Consider the following 15,286-nt stretch of genomic DNA (forward strand, 5'->3'; position numbering starts at 1 on the left):
GGCCTTTTTTATTGCCATTTCAATGTGCTGCTGACAGAGAATTCTGTGATCTGTTTGGCAAAATCTGAGTTTATTGTTTACCCTTGTCAGGTTGCCAGTCCCGTTAGGGCGGCTTTATTTCTCCCGTTTGGGTAAGCAAAAAAGGAATATTGAATGGAAGATTTGAATGTTGTCGACAGCATAAACGGTGCGGGCACCTGGCTGGTCCGCAATCAGGAGCTACTGTTGAGCTATGCCGTCAACATCGTTGCGGCTCTCGCGATTGTCATTATCGGTATGATCGTGGCGCGTATCGTATCAAACACCGTTAACCGCCTGATGCTGGCGCGTAAAATTGATGCCACCGTTGCCGACTTTCTTTCTGCACTGGTGCGCTACGGTATTATCGCTTTCACGCTGATTGCCGCGCTGGGTCGCGTTGGGGTGCAAACTGCCTCCGTGATCGCCGTTCTCGGTGCCGCGGGTTTGGCTGTCGGTCTGGCGTTGCAAGGGTCGCTGTCCAACCTCGCCGCAGGCGTGCTTCTGGTGATGTTCCGTCCGTTCCGCGCGGGTGAATATGTTGACCTTGGCGGCGTTGCGGGAACCGTGCTTAACGTGCAGATTTTCTCCACAACTATGCGTACCGTAGACGGTAAGATTGTGGTGATCCCAAACGGTAAAATCATTGCCGGGAACATCATTAACTTCTCTCGCGAGCCGGTCCGTCGTAACGAATTTATTATCGGCGTGGCCTACGACTCCGATATCGATCAGGTGAAAAAAATCCTCACTGATATCATCCAGTCTGAAGATCGCATCCTAAAAGACCGTGAAATGACGGTACGCCTGAATGAGCTGGGCGCTTCCTCGATTAATTTCGTCGTACGCGTCTGGAGCAACAGCAGCGATCTGCAAAGCGTCTACTGGGATGTACTGGAGCGTATTAAGCGCGAGTTTGACGCCAACGGTATCAGCTTCCCGTACCCGCAGATGGATGTGAACTTTAAACGCGTGAAAGAGAACGCGACCGAGTAACTTCAGCTAAAAACGCCCGCCAGAGAGAGGCGGGCGTTGATTTATCTCGTCTTGTTAAGAATTGCGCTGACACCCTGCATCAGCTCGCCAACATCGTTTCTTCCTTTACTTTCCTGTTGGGCAATCCATTCGGCCTGAACGTGCTGATACCCGGTAGCGGCTTGCCACGCATTCAGCTCGCTGTTGGTCAGGTAATGAACGTGTGCACCCTCTTTTGCCATCTTTTTCGCCATTGCGGTCAGGCTTGCGTCCTGCACTGCGCCAATACGCTTTTGCGTCATGGCGGCGGCCCGATTGATGGCTGCGCGATCTTTCACGTCCAGGCTATCCCAGACGTCTTTATTAATCACCAGAAGATAAACGTGTCCGAGCCAGAGCGAAGGGGAGAGCTGAATATAGGGGGCCGCCCGCTGGGCATGGATATCATCTCCGCTGTCGAGGTTAACCATCAGGCCGTCAAGCTGTCCGGTCTGAAGCGCATCGGTAATTTTTTCATTCCATGGCATGCTGACCGGCACGCCGCCCGCGTTGCGTAAAAATGATTGATGCCAAAAGCTGGCGGTCCGCCATTGGCTTGCATTCAGCTGTGCCAAATCGACGTTCGGCTTGGTAGTAAAAAATCCAACCGGATAGCCGAGGAAAAACTGAAGATTCACCAGATTGTTGTTTTCCAGCTCGCGACCAAACTGGCGATACTCGCGGAAAATCCGCTGAAAGGCGTTAACCTGCGCTTCACCACGGCCCGGTCCGAGGGGGAAGCTCTTAAAAATCTGGTGTCGCGGCAGTTGTTCGGGCGTGTACTCAGGGACCACGATACCCATATCCGCCACGCTGCCCTGGCCGATAGTTTTTAAGGCGTCATAGCTGGTGGACAGCTCGCCGTTCCAGTGAGCGTCGATTTTCAAACGTCCAAGCGACTCTTGTTCGATTGCGCGAAAAAAAGTCTCTTTTATGAGCCGGGTACGCATGTTGCCATATGGCTCGTGATCGGTATAGCGCAGCGTTCTGTCTGCGCTGGCGGCAGTGGGCCACAAACTGGTAACTATCAGCGAGGCACAGAAGAGAAAAATGTTCGCGTTATGCTTCATACCCATTCCTTTGGTATAGACAGATTTATCTTTCAGCATACCCCGGGTAACGCACAATCGCTATTGTCAGAGACTGAATATGGACGGGAGTGTGCACGGTATTATTAATAATGCTAATTACTGATTAATATTATCCATTTCCTCTAATGAATCCCGCGCAGTATAGTCTGCCCACAAGACAATTATGTGAGATGTTTTACATGTTATCCTACTATTTTCAAGGGCTTGTGCTTGGTGCAGCCATGATACTTCCGCTTGGTCCACAAAATGCCTTCGTGATGAATCAGGGGATCCGTCGTCAGTATCACATCATGATTGCTTTACTCTGCGCCATCAGCGATTTAGTGCTGATTTGCGCGGGTATCTTCGGCGGTAGCGCCTTGCTGATGCAGTCGCCATGGCTGATGGCGCTGGTCACCTGGGGCGGGGTCGCATTTTTACTCTGGTACGGATTCGGTGCGCTAAAAACGGCGATGAGCAGTAATCTGGAACTGGCCAGCGCCGAAGTGATGAAGCAGGGGCGCTGGAAAATCATCGCCACTATGCTGGCGGTGACATGGCTCAACCCACATGTTTACCTGGATACCTTTGTGGTGCTCGGGAGTCTGGGGGGACAACTGGACGTTGAGCCTAAACGCTGGTTTGCACTGGGAACCGTCAGCGCTTCGTTCCTGTGGTTCTTCGGTCTGGCATTGCTGGCGGCCTGGCTGGCACCGCGTCTGCGAACTGCGAAAGCACAGCGCATCATCAATACGCTGGTAGGATTAGTGATGTGGTTTATCGCTTTTCAGCTGGCAAAAGAAGGTGTTGCGCACGTTCATGCGCTGTTCAACTAAGTGTTGTCTGATGGACAACGCAGCGAGATCGGCTAAGCTTGCCTGCATGTGCCCTGAGTTTTGGGGTAATTAATGAAACATGGAGGAACGACCGTGAAGTTCAAAATAATGGCCCTGGCGGCATTAGTCGGATTCAGCGCACTATCGGTACAGGCAAATGAGTTGCCAAATGGACCGCACATCGTGACTTCCGGAACGGCAAGCGTAGATGCAACACCAGACATCGCCACCCTGGCGATTGAAGTGAACGTTGCTGCAAAGGATGCGGCTTCCGCGAAGAAGCAGGCCGATGAGCGCGTGGCGCAATATCTGTCCTTCCTTGAACAGAACCAGATAGCGAAGAAAGACATTAGCGCTGCAAACTTGCGTACGCAGCCGGACTACGACTACCAGAACGGCAAAAGCATCCTCAAAGGTTATCGTGCAGTGCGCACCGTTGAAGTCACGCTGCGTCAGTTGGACAAACTCAACGCTCTGCTTGATGGCGCGCTGAAGGCCGGTCTGAATGAGATTCGTTCGGTATCGCTGGGCGTTGCCCAGCCGGATGCTTACAAAGACAAGGCGCGTAAAGCGGCGATTGATGATGCTGTTCATCAGGCTGAACAGCTGGCCGCGGGCTTTAATAGCAAACTGGGTCCCGTTTACAGTGTGCGTTACCACGTTTCCAATTATCAACCGAGCCCGATGGTACGGATGATGAAAGCAGATGCAGCGCCTGCAACCTCCGCTCAGGAAACCTACGAACAGCCGGTTATTCAGTTTGACGATCAGGTTGATGTCGTCTTCCAGATTGAGCCTACAGTAACCAATAAGTAGTCTTGATAAGGCGTAAGTCGCCATCCGGCAAGATTTTAGCCTGATGGCGATGCTTACGCGTCTCATCAGGCCGACAAAACATTCCAGCCGGTTTTTTCTGTGAGCAACTGTAAAAATGAGACCTCACATTCAGTCTTTTTTTTCGTGGTAATGAGGATAGGCCATAGCGATTTTTAAGGGGACGCTATGGATATTTTTATCTCGAAAAAGATGCGTAATTTCATTCTGCTGGCGCAAACCAATAACATCGCCAGAGCGGCAGAAAAAATACATATGACCGCATCGCCTTTCGGTAAAAGCATTGCTGCACTGGAAGATCAAATCGGCTATACGCTGTTTACCCGTAAAGATAACAACATCAGCCTGAATAAAGCCGGACAGGAGCTGTATCAGAAGCTGTTTCCCGTCTATCAGCGCCTCTCTGCCATTGATAACGAAATCCATAACGCCTCTTGTCGCTCGCGGGAAATCGTCATCGGTATCGATAATACTTATCCAACGATTATTTTTGACCAGTTGATTAGCCTTGGCGATAAATATGACGGCGTGACGGCCCAGGCCGTTGAATTCAGTGAGAATGGGGTGATTGATAATCTGTTCGACCGCAAACTGGATTTCATTATCTCGCCACAGCACGTTTCTCCCCGCGTACAGGAGTTGGAAAATCTGGCGATCAGCGAACTGTCTCCGCTGCGTCTGGGGTTTCTCGTTTCCCGGCGCTACGAAGAGAAACAGCCGCAGGATCTGCTGCGCGAGCTACCCTGGCTGCAAATGCGCTTCCAGAATCGCGCCAACTTTGAGGCGATGCTGGATGCTTATATGCGGCCCTGTGGGATCAATCCGACGATTATCTACCGTCCGTACAGCTTTATGGCCAAGATTAGCGCGGTGGAGCGCGGGCAGTTTTTGACGGTGATCCCTCATTTTGCCTGGCGGCTGGTGAATCCGTCGACGCTAAAGTATTTCGACGCGCCCGGCAGCCCCATGTATATGCAGGAGTTTCTCTATTCGCTGAAAAATCATCGCTATACCGGCACCATGCTCCAGCATATTGCTGAAGATCGTGACGGTACGGCAAGTTAACCGAGCATCGATCCTGTCTCGAGAAGGTTGTGATGCAGATCGAACGCATGGCTGAGATCGTGATGGATATGCCCGCCGGGCGCTTTTTCCAGATAGCGGTGCAGGTAGTCCCGGTAAAGGGGATGCGCACAGTTATCGATAATCGTGTGCGCCCGCTGCATCGGAGATAACCCACGCAGATCGGCAATCCCTTGTTCGGTCACGATCACTTTAACGCTATGTTCGCTGTGGTCGACATGGCTGCACATCGGCACGATGGTTGAGATTTTCCCGCCTTTGGCAATCGACGGCGCCATAAAGATAGACAGGTAGGCGTTGCGCTCGAAATCCCCGCTGCCGCCGATCCCGTTCATCAGGTTCACGCCCGCAACGTGCGTGGAATTGGCATGGCCGTAGATATCAAACTCAAGCCCAACGTTGAGCGCAATGACCCCCAGCCGACGGATGATTTCCGGGTTATTGGAGATCTCCTGCGGGCGCAGCACAATTCGGCTGGCGAAGAAGTCCATGTTGTCGTAAATCTTCTGTAGCGACGGGGCTGAGATGGTCAGGCTGGAGGCGCTGGCACCGGTGATCTTGCCCGTTTCCAGCAGATGCACCACCGATTCCTGTAACACCTCTGAATACATCATAAAGGGCGGGATATCCGGATTCTCTCCCAGTCGCGCCATTACCGCGTTATTGATATTGCCCACGCCGCTTTGTAAGGGCAGAAACTCTGCTGGAATGCGTTTGTGCGCCATTTCTGCCAGTAGGAAAGTGACGACGTTATCGGCAATTTTTTGGCTGACCGGATTGGTTTTATCCGACGCATTCCCGGCATCGGGCAGCTCGGTATCCACCACCGCGACCACTTTCCTGGGGTCTATCTGCACGCACTGACTGCCCACGCGATCCATGGTATGAAATATGGGCACGCTGTTACGCCGCGGCGGTGCGCCGGGTATTACGATGTCGGCAAACTCAGCCACGCGTGGATTATGGTAATGATTCAACTCGATAATCACCTTTTTCGCCCGCAGCAGCCAGGTGGGTGCATTGCCAATACCGCTGGAAAGCCAAATCCGGCCATCCGGCGCAATGGCGGAAGCTTCAATGACGGCAACATCGATATCGCCAAAAAAGCCGTAATTAACCATCTGCGCGACTTCGCTCAAATGGAGATCGACAAACCTCACCTGGCCTTGGTTAATTTTCTCGCGCAGGCCAGATGAGGTTTGATAAGGCGCACGCCAGGAAACGGCATCCGCCGCGGATAGTGCATCATCAGCGGCGGCGCCAATTGACGCCCCGGTCAGCAGGCGGATCTGAAAAGGCTGCCCGTCCTGATGCCGTTCGCAGGCGCGTTGGGCAATTGCGGTGGGTAACGCTTTTGGCGAACCCGCGGGGGTAAAGCCGCTGAACGCCACCATATCATCGTGCTGGATAATTTCTGCCGCCTGTTCGGCGCTCATCCGTTTCATGGCCGTCTCCTTCGTCGGACGTGATTAATGGCCAACAAAATTAGGTTTACGTTTTTCCATAAACGCGTTCATCCCTTCCTGATAATCCTCGCTGTCATACACCGCGCGGCGCATGCCCTGAATGCGCTCGAATTCGTCAGAGTTCATGGTGTGTGCTTCGCCCAACACGCGCAGTTCTTCTTTGATGACGGCGATTGCCAGCGGCGCTTTTTCCGAGATGTGATGCGCCATTTGCAGGGTGAAATCTTCCAGTTCCTCGGTTGGAACGACATGGTTGAGGATCCCGACCGCCATAGCGCGTTGAGCGGTGATGGGCGAGGCGGTAAAAATCAGCTCCTTAACGATGTGAAAACCAGCGTCGCGGGTCAGGTTGTGGATGCCCACCAGGTTATAGGGCACGCCGAGGTTGACCGGGGTCATGGAGAAGGTAGACGTACTGGCTGCGATGATCAGATCGGAACTCATGATCATCTCAAACGCGCCGCCCCAGACGCTGCCTTCAACCATGGAGATCACCGGCTTCGGATATTTTTGGATCATACGAGTTATCTGACGCAGCGGATCGTCATAAGAGAGCGGATCGCGACGTCCGGTGGGGAGTTCATGAATATCATGCCCGGCAGAGAACACTTTGGCCCCGCTCGGGGCGCGCAGAATGATGCAGCGAATGTCCGGACGATTGAGGTCGCTCAGCGCCTGCATCAGATCGTCAATAAACACTTTGCTCAGGGCATTGAGCTTGCGGGCGTAATTGAACTCAATGACCGCGACTTTCTGGATGATGACCACGTTGACGTATTGATAAGACATAATGTTCTCTTTATTGAAAGTAATGATGCTGGATAAATTCGCTGATGTGCCGCAGGCCGGTGCGCGGCGAAAGATCATTGTTTTTGATGGCCAGCAGCGTCTGCTGGAAATACTGGTCGAAATCAGCCCGGGCAAACAGCAGATGCAGGGCTTCTTCTTCAGCCTGCTTGTGTAGCCATTCCACCGCCTGCTGCTGGCGGACTTTTTCCAGTCGACCGCTGGCGGTAAGGCACGTTTTAAAGTCGGTTATCGCCTGCCAAACCTCCTCAATGCCGCGTTTTTCCAGGGCGCTACAGGTCAGAACCTGCGGCTGCCACTCGTCATATTTGCGGCGCAGAATATGCAGGGCGGATTCGTACATATGGCGGGCGATGGCAACGCTGGTACGGTTATCACCGTCGTCCTTGTTGATGACGACCAGATCCGCCATCTCCATCAGGCCTTTTTTGATGCCCTGCAAATCGTCGCCACCGCCGGCGATTTGCAGTGAGAGAAAGCAATCCACCATGCCTGCGACTTCGGTTTCTGACTGCCCAACGCCGACGGTTTCCACAATCACCACGTTGAAGCCAGCCGCCTCGCACAGCAGCATTAATTCGCGGGCGCGCTGGCTGGCGCCGCCTAAATGACCGCAGGAAGGAACCGGACGTATAAACGCAGATTCTGCACGAGCCAGTTCCGTCATGCGGGTTTTATCACCCAGAATGCTGCCGCCGCTGACCGGGCTGCTGGGATCGACGGCGATCACCGCTACCCGTAACCCGCGGCGAATTAACAGCATGCCGAATGCTTCCAGAAAGGTGCTTTTACCCGCGCCCGGCGTGCCGGTGATCCCCAGACGCAGGGCGTTACCGGTGAACGGCATAATCGCGTCCAGCAATTGCGTACTCAGCGGCTGGTGGCGCGGGTGATTGCTTTCGACCAGCGTCATCGCCTGGGCGAGCGTAGCCCGTTCACCGAGTCGCAAACGGCGGACGGTATCCTCAAGCGTGGCGGCGTTAATCATGATGCTTACTGATACGGGTTAACACATCGCGGACGCTGTCTAGCATTGGCGTGCCTGGGCCATAAATGGCTGCCACGCCATGCTCGTGCAGGAAAGCGTAATCCTGTGGCGGAATAACCCCGCCGGCGACGACGCAAATGTCTTCGCGTCCCCAGCCTTTGAGCGCGGTGACCAGCTCCGGGATCAATGTCTTATGACCCGCCGCCAGCGATGATGCGCCAATGACATGCACATCGTTTTCTACCGCCAGACGGGCAATTTCCTCCGGTGTGGAGAACATCGGGCTGAGATCGACATCGAAGCCGAGATCGGAGTAGGCGCTGGCGATCACTTTTGCGCCGCGATCGTGTCCGTCCTGACCCATCTTGGCGATCAGAATACGCGGGCGGCGGCCATTTTCTGCGAGGAACTGTTCGGTTTGCGCAACAATGGCATCGAACTCATCGGCGGATTTGTCGGACTGGTGATAGCTTTGTGCAATCACCCCGGTAACGCACTGGCTGGGAACCAGATAACGGTCAAAGGCGGCCTCGAGCGCATCGGAGATTTCACCGAGCGTGGCGCGAACGCGGGCGGCGTTGACGGCGGCTGCCAGCAGATTTTCATTCTGTTGCGCGGCGTGGGTCAGCGCGGATAGCGCGGCTTTAACCGCATTATTGTCGCGGGTGGCGCGGATATGCTGCAGTGAGGCAATCTGCTCGTTGCGCACCTTCACGTTGTCGATCTCCAGCACCGACGTGTCGTCTTCTTTATCCAGCTTGTATTTGTTCACCCCGACGATAACGCGCTTACCCTGGTCGATCAGCGACTGTTCGCGCGCGGACGCTTCTTCGATCATCCGTTTAGGAAGCCCGGCTTCAATCGCCTTCGCCATGCCGCCTGCCTCATCAATCTGCTTGATGATCGTGCGCGCCTGCTTCACGATTTGATCGGTGAGTGATTCGACGTAATACGATCCGGCCAGCGGATCGACGGTGCGGCAGATCTCTGATTCTTCCTGAATGATGATCTGCGTATTACGCGCAATACGGGCGGAGAAATCGGTGGGCAGGCCGAGCGCTTCATCAAAAGCGTTGGTATGCAGAGACTGGGTGCCGCCAAGCGTAGCGCCGAGCGCCTCAATGGTGGTTCGTACCACGTTGTTGTACGGGTCCTGCTCGGTCAGGCTCCAGCCTGAGGTCTGGCAGTGGGTACGCAGAGCGAGAGATTTCGGGTTGGTCGCGCCAAAACTGCTGACCGCTTCGCTCCACAGATACCGTGCAGCGCGCAGCATGGCGACGTTCATAAACAGATCCATGCCGATGCCGAAGAAGAATGACAGGCGCGGGGCGAAGTCATCAATTTTCAGTCCGGCGGAAAGCGCGGCCTTGATGTATTCAATACCGTCTGCCAGCGTAAACGCCACCTGCTGTACGCAGTTTGCCCCGGCTTCACCCATGTGATAGCCGCTGATGCTGATGGTGTTAAAGCGCGGCATGTTGCCTGAGCACCAGGCGATGATGTCGGCGATAATGCGCATGGAGGGTTTTGGCGGATAAATGTAGGTGTTGCGGCACAAGTACTCTTTCAGAATATCGTTCTGAATGGTCCCGGTGAGCTGTTCCGGCGTCACGCCTTGCTCCTGCGCCGCGACGATATAAAACGCCAGTACCGGCAGCACCGCGCCGTTCATGGTCATCGATACCGACATCTTATCCAGCGGGATCTGGTCGAACAGCACCTTCATATCTTCGACGGTATCGATCGCCACGCCGGCTTTGCCGACGTCGCCCGCTACGCGCGGGTTGTCTGAGTCATAGCCACGATGAGTGGCAAGGTCAAAGGCGACGGAAAGCCCTTTTTGCCCAGCGGCGAGGTTACGGCGGTAAAAGGCGTTGGACTCTTTGGCGGTAGAGAAACCGGCGTATTGGCGAATCGTCCACGGCTGCGCGGTATACATAGTGGCGCGCGGGCCACGCACGTAAGGCGGCAGGCCGGGCAGGGTGCCCGTGACTTCCAGATTATCGAGATCCGCTTCGGTGTACAGCGGCTTGATGGCAATCCCTTCCGCCGTCTGTCTTTCCAGCGACTCAACGGTTTTTTCCCGTCGACTGAGTTCTTTATTGGCGAGTGTTTGCCACTCCTGCACGTTTGCCATTTTTTGCTCCGTATTACGCAATAAGTTGAATCTTTGCGAATACGGTGTGCTTTTTCATTTGGCTTGTCGCCAGCAAAAAATAGCCAACAGGACGTCGTTTTTTGCCGTGTGGCGTGTTTTATTTTGTGATGTATTTCAAAGACGTGGCGGGAATAGCATGAAAAGAGGGGAAAGGCTTGCAGGCCGGATAAGGCGTTACGCCGCTATCCGGCCTCTGTTCGAGGAATTAATCCTGACGCAGTACGTTGTGGCCATAGGCCAGCAGCGCGTCGGTGACGTTGCGCATCATGCGGCTTTCTGGTGCAAAGCGGTGCCAGTACAGCATCCGACGCTGGAACAGGCCTGGCGTTAAGTCGATAAGCTCACCGCTTTCCAGCTCTTTCTCAATCTGTAAGTGTGGGATCATGCAGCAGGTTGTTCCCTGACGGGCTAGCTGGACGAAGGCTTCAGACGAGTTAACGATATGGCACGGTACGCTGCCCGGCGGCAGGTCGAAGTTTTGTTGCAAGAACGCCTGGTGCATATCATCAAGATGGTCAAACGCGACCGCCGGGGCTTTCAGCAGGGCGGAACGGGTGACGCCGTTTGGGAAATAACGCTCGGCGAAAGGTTTAGAGCCAACAAACAGGTAGTCCAGCGCGCCCAGTTTATCCACCAGACAGCTTGGCAGCGCCTGATGTTGAATACTCACCGCACCGACTACTTCACCACGACGCAGACGTTCCTGGGTTCGGGTTTCATCTTCAACCTGCAGGTTCAGTCGAATCGGTGAATTAGCCAGTACCGGGGCCAGCGCCGGAAGTAACCAGGTCGCCAGACTGTCGGCGTTCACCGCCAGCGAAAGCAGAAGCGGCGTCGAGCCGGTTTGTTCATCGCCCAGCCACTCGTCTTCCAGCAGTTCAACCTGGCGCAGAAGCGCCAGTAGTTTCTGTCCCTGTTCCGTTGGGCGCGGCGGTACGGTACGCACCAGCAGCGGTTGTCCGAACATATTCTCAAGCTGTTTTATGCGCTGTGAAACCGCGGATTGCGTGATGCACAGCTTTTGCGCCGCGCGCTCAAATCCTCGTTCACGAATAACCGCATCCAGTGCTTGTAGTGTTCTGTAGTCCGGACGTTTCATTGCTTTGACGCACTCCTGAAATTTTTGCTTGTTCTGCACTATGACACAATTTTTGATTGGGTAAAGACGAAATCCGCCGCTTGCGAGCGGGTGTGGGGACATTTTTCTGCACAATGTTCTATAATGCGCGTGAATTTTCCCACCATATTCACACCACAGGCGAAACGATCATGACGCAGGATGAACTGAAAAAAGCAGTAGGATGGGCGGCACTTCAGTATGTACAGCCCGGCACCATTGTGGGCGTAGGTACAGGTTCAACAGCCGCACACTTTATTGATGCGCTGGGCACAATGAAAGGTCAGATTGAAGGTGCGGTATCCAGTTCGGACGCATCGACTGAAAAACTCAAAAGCCTTGGCATCCACGTGTTCGATCTTAACGAAGTGGACAGCCTCGGCGTATACGTTGACGGCGCGGATGAAATCAACGGTCACATGCAGATGATCAAGGGCGGCGGCGCAGCGTTGACCCGTGAAAAAATCATTGCTTCCGTGGCGAAGAAATTTATCTGCATCGCGGATGCGTCTAAAGAAGTCGATATTCTCGGCAACTTCCCGCTGCCGGTCGAAGTGATCCCAATGGCGCGCAGCGCTGTGGCTCGCCAGTTGGTGAAGCTGGGCGGTCGTCCTGAATACCGTCAGGGCGTCGTGACGGACAACGGCAACGTGATCCTCGATGTGCACGGTCTGGAGATCCTCGACGCCATCGCGCTGGAAAATGCCATCAATGCGATTCCAGGTGTGGTAACCGTCGGCCTGTTTGCCAACCGTGGCGCGGATGTCGCGCTGATCGGTACGCCTGACGGCGTGAAAACTATCGTAAAATGATCTGACGGGAGCGTCTTCTCCCGTTAAAAAAATTTTGGCAGGGCAAATTTGGTGACTTGTGTCACGTTTATAATATTGTCCTGCCGATCTCTCCAAAGAAAAAGTTATCGCCAGTATTTTCCTCTGACATTTCCCGTTGAATGACATTTCTTCAGCACGGCGACGCAAACGTTCATATTGCCGCAATATTATTTTTTGATATGTTGAAGAGACGGATGAAAATCCCACACACAACACATCAGTTTGAACAAAAAAAGACAGGGTCGGGGAAATGGCAAAGGTATCACTGGAGAAAGATAAGATTAAATTTCTGCTGGTTGAAGGCGTGCACCAAAAAGCACTCGAAAGCCTTCGTGCAGCAGGTTATACCAACATCGAGTTTCACAAAGGTGCTCTGGACACTGAACAACTGAAAGAGTCCATCCGTGATGCCCACTTCATTGGCCTGCGATCCCGTACCCATCTGACTGAAGATGTGATTGACGCCGCAGAGAAACTGGTCGCGATTGGCTGCTTCTGCATTGGCACCAACCAGGTTGATCTAAGTGCAGCGGCAAAGCGCGGGATCCCTGTGTTTAACGCACCATTCTCTAACACACGTTCCGTTGCTGAGCTGGTGATTGGCGAACTGCTGCTACTGCTACGTGGCGTACCCGAAGCGAACGCCAAAGCGCACCGCGGCGTGTGGAATAAACTGGCTACCGGCTCTTTTGAAGCGCGTGGTAAAAAACTGGGGATCATCGGCTACGGCCACATTGGTACTCAGTTGGGCATTCTGGCTGAATCGCTCGGGATGCATGTCTTTTTCTATGATATTGAAAATAAACTCCCGCTTGGCAATGCCACGCAGGTACAGCATCTTTCCGACCTGCTCAATATGAGCGACGTGGTGAGTCTGCACGTGCCGGAAAATGCCTCCACCAAAAACCTGATGGGCGCGCGTGAGATTTCGCTGATGAAACCGGGTGCGCTGCTGATTAACGCCGCACGCGGTACGGTTGTTGATATTCCTGCGTTGTGCGACGCGTTAGCGACTAAACATCTGGCGGGGGCTGCAATCGACGTATTCCCAACCGAACCGGCAACTAACAGCGATCCTTTCACTTCGCCGCTGTGTGATTTCGATAACGTGATCCTGACGCCGCACATTGGTGGTTCAACGCTGGAAGCGCAGGAAAACATCGGTCTGGAAGTAGCTGGGAAACTGACCAAGTATTCCGACAACGGGTCTACGCTGTCTGCGGTAAACTTCCCGGAAGTTTCGCTGCCGCTGCACGGTGGTCGTCGTCTGATGCACATTCACGAAAACCGTCCGGGCGTACTGACGGCACTGAACCAGATTTTTGCCGAGCAGGGCGTCAACATTGCCGCGCAGTATCTGCAAACTTCCGCGCAGGTAGGTTATGTGGTTATCGATATTGAAGCGGATGAAGAAGTGGCGGAGAAAGCGCTGCTGGCGATGAAAGCCCTTCCGGGAACCATTCGCGCTCGTCTGCTGTACTGATTTCCTCTACATGGGCAGGCGGTTGACCTGCCCATCTTTCCTCTGATTTCCCTGCCTCAAAATCTCTTTCTGTAACGCATACATTCTGTTTTCGAGCTTTGCCGCAGTTGGCAACTAAAGGCAGCATTGCGTGTTGTACAGCAATAAAAGGAATTTACGATAGGGGCGCAGCATAGCGCTGAAACGGGAAAGCCCCTACCGAAGCAGGGGCTCTAAAAAGGAAAGGGACGATGATGAGATACGTCATCATGCTGCTGATCCTGTTAATCATCGCTTGGCCAGCATATTAACAGAGAGTACGCAGGAGGGAGGTTCGCCTCCCTCACCCTTCACCGAGGAATTTAGGTCAAAAAAACGGCGCTGTCAATCGGCAAAAAACGGCTACCACTCCCAGATTTTGGACGGCGTCACCACCGCTGGCAGCGGGATATCCCACTCTTCAACCGGCAATTTTTCTACTAACTGGCAGTCATGCGCGTAGCCCACGGGTTGGATCTTATGCTGCTGCCAGTTTTGTAGCGTGCGGTCGTAAAATCCACCGCCCATGCCCAGGCGTTGCCCGTCCTCATCAAATGCCACTAACGGCGTAATCAGTACGTCCAGCTTTGACAGCGGCAATACGTCGCGTACATCAAGCCGTGGTTCCATGATCTTTAAGCGATTGGTCACCAGGTCGCTGTGCGGATGATAGTGCAGGAACAGTAAATTACCGGGACTGAAGGGATGAAGAACCGGAAGGTAAACGCGCTTGCCCGCTCGCCACAGTTGATCTATCAGCGGCTGGGTATCGAGTTCGCCATCGAACGAGAGAAATACCGCCACAGTATGCGCGAGTACAACAGGGGGAAAACTGAGCATTCGGGTCGCGGCTTGCTGACCGTAGTGTCGTTGCTGTTCAGAGGTCAGCGCGCGACGACGCTGTCGAATCAGTTGACGAATTTCTTGCCGGGATAAAGGGAGTTCAGAAAGTAGTGTCATGGCTGTTGCCAGGTAGAAGGGAATCTCCGAGATGCCGCCGCAGGCTGTAACCCTTGAACCCTTGGTTCAAGGTGAATGCGTCGTCACAGTTTTAAGGCTTCTCGGACGGGCCGAGCATGCTCACCAACCATGGAGCGCCACATTCTTGTGGTATGAAATATCGGCTCAGGGGACTGGCCCGCTTGCAAACATCTCAGAGAAATTTTGTCTTCACGGTCACTCTACCACAGTAAACCGAAAAGTGTTATTCAAAGTTTTGGCCCGTTTTTTCGGTTATGCGACCCTGATCAAGCAACGCCTGTTCGATGGTCTGTTGTAGCATCCGAATACGTTGTTCCATGCTCGCCGCGTACTCACGCGTCTTCGCTTTTTCCTGAGTTAATTCATAGCTGATGTTCAACGCGGCGATGAAAACCAACTGCTCAGTATTTGTGACTCTAGTGCGAACTTTCAGATCTTGCAATCGCTGATTGAGATCGTCCGCAGCCTGATTCAACGCATCCCTTTGTTCAGGCGGGCAATTCACTCGCAGTGAACGGCCAAATATTTGGATATCGACGGGTTGTGCAGACATGCCACCTTCCTGCTGATTGACTGCGCT

The 15,286-nt window shown here is 53.7% G+C and carries 14 protein-coding genes and 1 other RNA gene; 6 read left to right on the forward strand and 9 right to left on the reverse strand.

The window, feature by feature from the left end:
• Positions 1-153 precede the first annotated feature (153 nt).
• Complete coding sequence (locus HVZ39_RS04785; protein ID WP_019077645.1) at positions 154-1,014, forward strand: small-conductance mechanosensitive channel MscS; 861 nt, start codon at positions 154-156, stop codon at positions 1,012-1,014.
• A gap of 41 nt (positions 1,015-1,055) precedes the next feature.
• Here HVZ39_RS04785 and dctP read toward each other — a convergent pair whose 3' ends face one another.
• Positions 1,056-2,102 (reverse strand): TRAP transporter substrate-binding protein DctP, encoded by a 1,047-nt coding sequence (gene dctP, locus HVZ39_RS04790; RefSeq protein ID WP_181633276.1) that lies wholly within the window; start codon positions 2,100-2,102, stop codon positions 1,056-1,058.
• 200 nt (positions 2,103-2,302) lie between these two features.
• On the opposite strand from dctP, the gene argO reads away from it, so the two are divergent.
• The 3 genes from argO to HVZ39_RS04805 all read left to right on the forward strand — a co-directional run bounded on the left by argO (position 2,303) and on the right by HVZ39_RS04805 (position 4,837).
• On the forward strand, positions 2,303-2,938 hold the full coding sequence (gene argO / locus HVZ39_RS04795; protein WP_057102151.1) for an arginine exporter ArgO: 636 nt from the start codon (positions 2,303-2,305) through the stop codon (positions 2,936-2,938).
• Positions 2,939-3,031: 93 nt separating this feature from the next.
• The gene (locus tag HVZ39_RS04800; protein ID WP_029139653.1) at positions 3,032-3,754 is read left to right on the forward strand and encodes an oxidative stress defense protein; all 723 of its coding nucleotides are present in this window, start codon (positions 3,032-3,034) and stop codon (positions 3,752-3,754) included.
• Positions 3,755-3,940: 186 nt separating this feature from the next.
• Positions 3,941-4,837, forward strand: a complete 897-nt coding sequence (locus HVZ39_RS04805) for a LysR family transcriptional regulator (protein WP_016154369.1) — start codon at positions 3,941-3,943, stop codon at positions 4,835-4,837.
• Here the strand turns inward: HVZ39_RS04805 and HVZ39_RS04810 are convergent.
• The 5 genes from HVZ39_RS04810 to argP form a co-directional block, all read right to left on the reverse strand.
• Positions 4,834-6,300, reverse strand: coding sequence for an acetyl-CoA hydrolase/transferase family protein (locus tag HVZ39_RS04810; protein WP_181633277.1), 1,467 nt, complete (start codon positions 6,298-6,300; stop codon positions 4,834-4,836). The genes HVZ39_RS04805 and HVZ39_RS04810 overlap by 4 nt on opposite strands.
• Before the next feature lie 24 nt (positions 6,301-6,324).
• Positions 6,325-7,110, reverse strand: a complete 786-nt coding sequence (gene scpB, locus HVZ39_RS04815; protein ID WP_049041966.1) for a methylmalonyl-CoA decarboxylase — start codon at positions 7,108-7,110, stop codon at positions 6,325-6,327.
• A gap of 10 nt (positions 7,111-7,120) precedes the next feature.
• Positions 7,121-8,116, reverse strand: a complete 996-nt coding sequence (meaB, locus tag HVZ39_RS04820; protein ID WP_181633278.1) for a methylmalonyl Co-A mutase-associated GTPase MeaB — start codon at positions 8,114-8,116, stop codon at positions 7,121-7,123.
• Entirely contained in the window at positions 8,109-10,253 is a 2,145-nt protein-coding gene (scpA, locus tag HVZ39_RS04825) for a methylmalonyl-CoA mutase (protein ID WP_181633279.1), read from the reverse strand. The genes meaB and scpA overlap by 8 nt, the downstream gene beginning before the upstream one ends.
• Before the next feature lie 226 nt (positions 10,254-10,479).
• On the reverse strand, positions 10,480-11,373 hold the full coding sequence (gene argP / locus HVZ39_RS04830; protein WP_003825477.1) for a DNA-binding transcriptional regulator ArgP: 894 nt from the start codon (positions 11,371-11,373) through the stop codon (positions 10,480-10,482).
• A gap of 170 nt (positions 11,374-11,543) precedes the next feature.
• Between argP and rpiA the strand changes: the two genes are divergently transcribed.
• On the forward strand, positions 11,544-12,203 hold the full coding sequence (gene rpiA / locus HVZ39_RS04835; RefSeq protein WP_016154364.1) for a ribose-5-phosphate isomerase RpiA: 660 nt from the start codon (positions 11,544-11,546) through the stop codon (positions 12,201-12,203).
• A 271-nt stretch (positions 12,204-12,474) separates the two neighbouring features.
• Positions 12,475-13,707 (forward strand): phosphoglycerate dehydrogenase, encoded by a 1,233-nt coding sequence (gene serA / locus HVZ39_RS04840; RefSeq protein WP_080859196.1) that lies wholly within the window; start codon positions 12,475-12,477, stop codon positions 13,705-13,707.
• Between the two features lie 381 nt (positions 13,708-14,088).
• On the opposite strand, the gene HVZ39_RS04845 is transcribed toward serA, so the two are convergent.
• The 3 genes from HVZ39_RS04845 to zapA form a co-directional block, all read right to left on the reverse strand.
• On the reverse strand, positions 14,089-14,685 hold the full coding sequence (locus HVZ39_RS04845) for a 5-formyltetrahydrofolate cyclo-ligase (protein ID WP_181633280.1): 597 nt from the start codon (positions 14,683-14,685) through the stop codon (positions 14,089-14,091).
• 19 nt (positions 14,686-14,704) lie between these two features.
• A non-coding RNA gene (gene ssrS, locus HVZ39_RS04850) (6S RNA) lies at positions 14,705-14,888 on the reverse strand.
• A gap of 41 nt (positions 14,889-14,929) precedes the next feature.
• Positions 14,930-15,259 (reverse strand): cell division protein ZapA, encoded by a 330-nt coding sequence (gene zapA / locus HVZ39_RS04855; protein WP_003026980.1) that lies wholly within the window; start codon positions 15,257-15,259, stop codon positions 14,930-14,932.
• Positions 15,260-15,286: the final 27 nt, after the last annotated feature.

The sequence above is a fragment of the Citrobacter sp. RHB35-C21 genome, from assembly GCF_013816515.1.
Taxonomy (GTDB): domain Bacteria; phylum Pseudomonadota; class Gammaproteobacteria; order Enterobacterales; family Enterobacteriaceae; genus Citrobacter; species Citrobacter braakii.

Coding starts and splice junctions, on each gene's coding strand:
- HVZ39_RS04810 (WP_181633277.1), bottom strand. CDS start 6,300: ATGAAACGGATGAGCGCCGAACAGGCGGCAGAAATTATCCAGCACGAT.
- argO (WP_057102151.1), top strand. CDS start 2,303: ATGTTATCCTACTATTTTCAAGGGCTTGTGCTTGGTGCAGCCATGATA.
- argP (WP_003825477.1), bottom strand. CDS start 11,373: ATGAAACGTCCGGACTACAGAACACTACAAGCACTGGATGCGGTTATT.
- scpB (WP_049041966.1), bottom strand. CDS start 7,110: ATGTCTTATCAATACGTCAACGTGGTCATCATCCAGAAAGTCGCGGTC.
- HVZ39_RS04785 (WP_019077645.1), top strand. CDS start 154: ATGGAAGATTTGAATGTTGTCGACAGCATAAACGGTGCGGGCACCTGG.
- rpiA (WP_016154364.1), top strand. CDS start 11,544: ATGACGCAGGATGAACTGAAAAAAGCAGTAGGATGGGCGGCACTTCAG.
- dctP (WP_181633276.1), bottom strand. CDS start 2,102: ATGAAGCATAACGCGAACATTTTTCTCTTCTGTGCCTCGCTGATAGTT.
- meaB (WP_181633278.1), bottom strand. CDS start 8,116: ATGATTAACGCCGCCACGCTTGAGGATACCGTCCGCCGTTTGCGACTC.
- zapA (WP_003026980.1), bottom strand. CDS start 15,259: ATGTCTGCACAACCCGTCGATATCCAAATATTTGGCCGTTCACTGCGA.
- scpA (WP_181633279.1), bottom strand. CDS start 10,253: ATGGCAAACGTGCAGGAGTGGCAAACACTCGCCAATAAAGAACTCAGT.
- HVZ39_RS04805 (WP_016154369.1), top strand. CDS start 3,941: ATGGATATTTTTATCTCGAAAAAGATGCGTAATTTCATTCTGCTGGCG.
- serA (WP_080859196.1), top strand. CDS start 12,475: ATGGCAAAGGTATCACTGGAGAAAGATAAGATTAAATTTCTGCTGGTT.
- HVZ39_RS04845 (WP_181633280.1), bottom strand. CDS start 14,685: ATGACACTACTTTCTGAACTCCCTTTATCCCGGCAAGAAATTCGTCAA.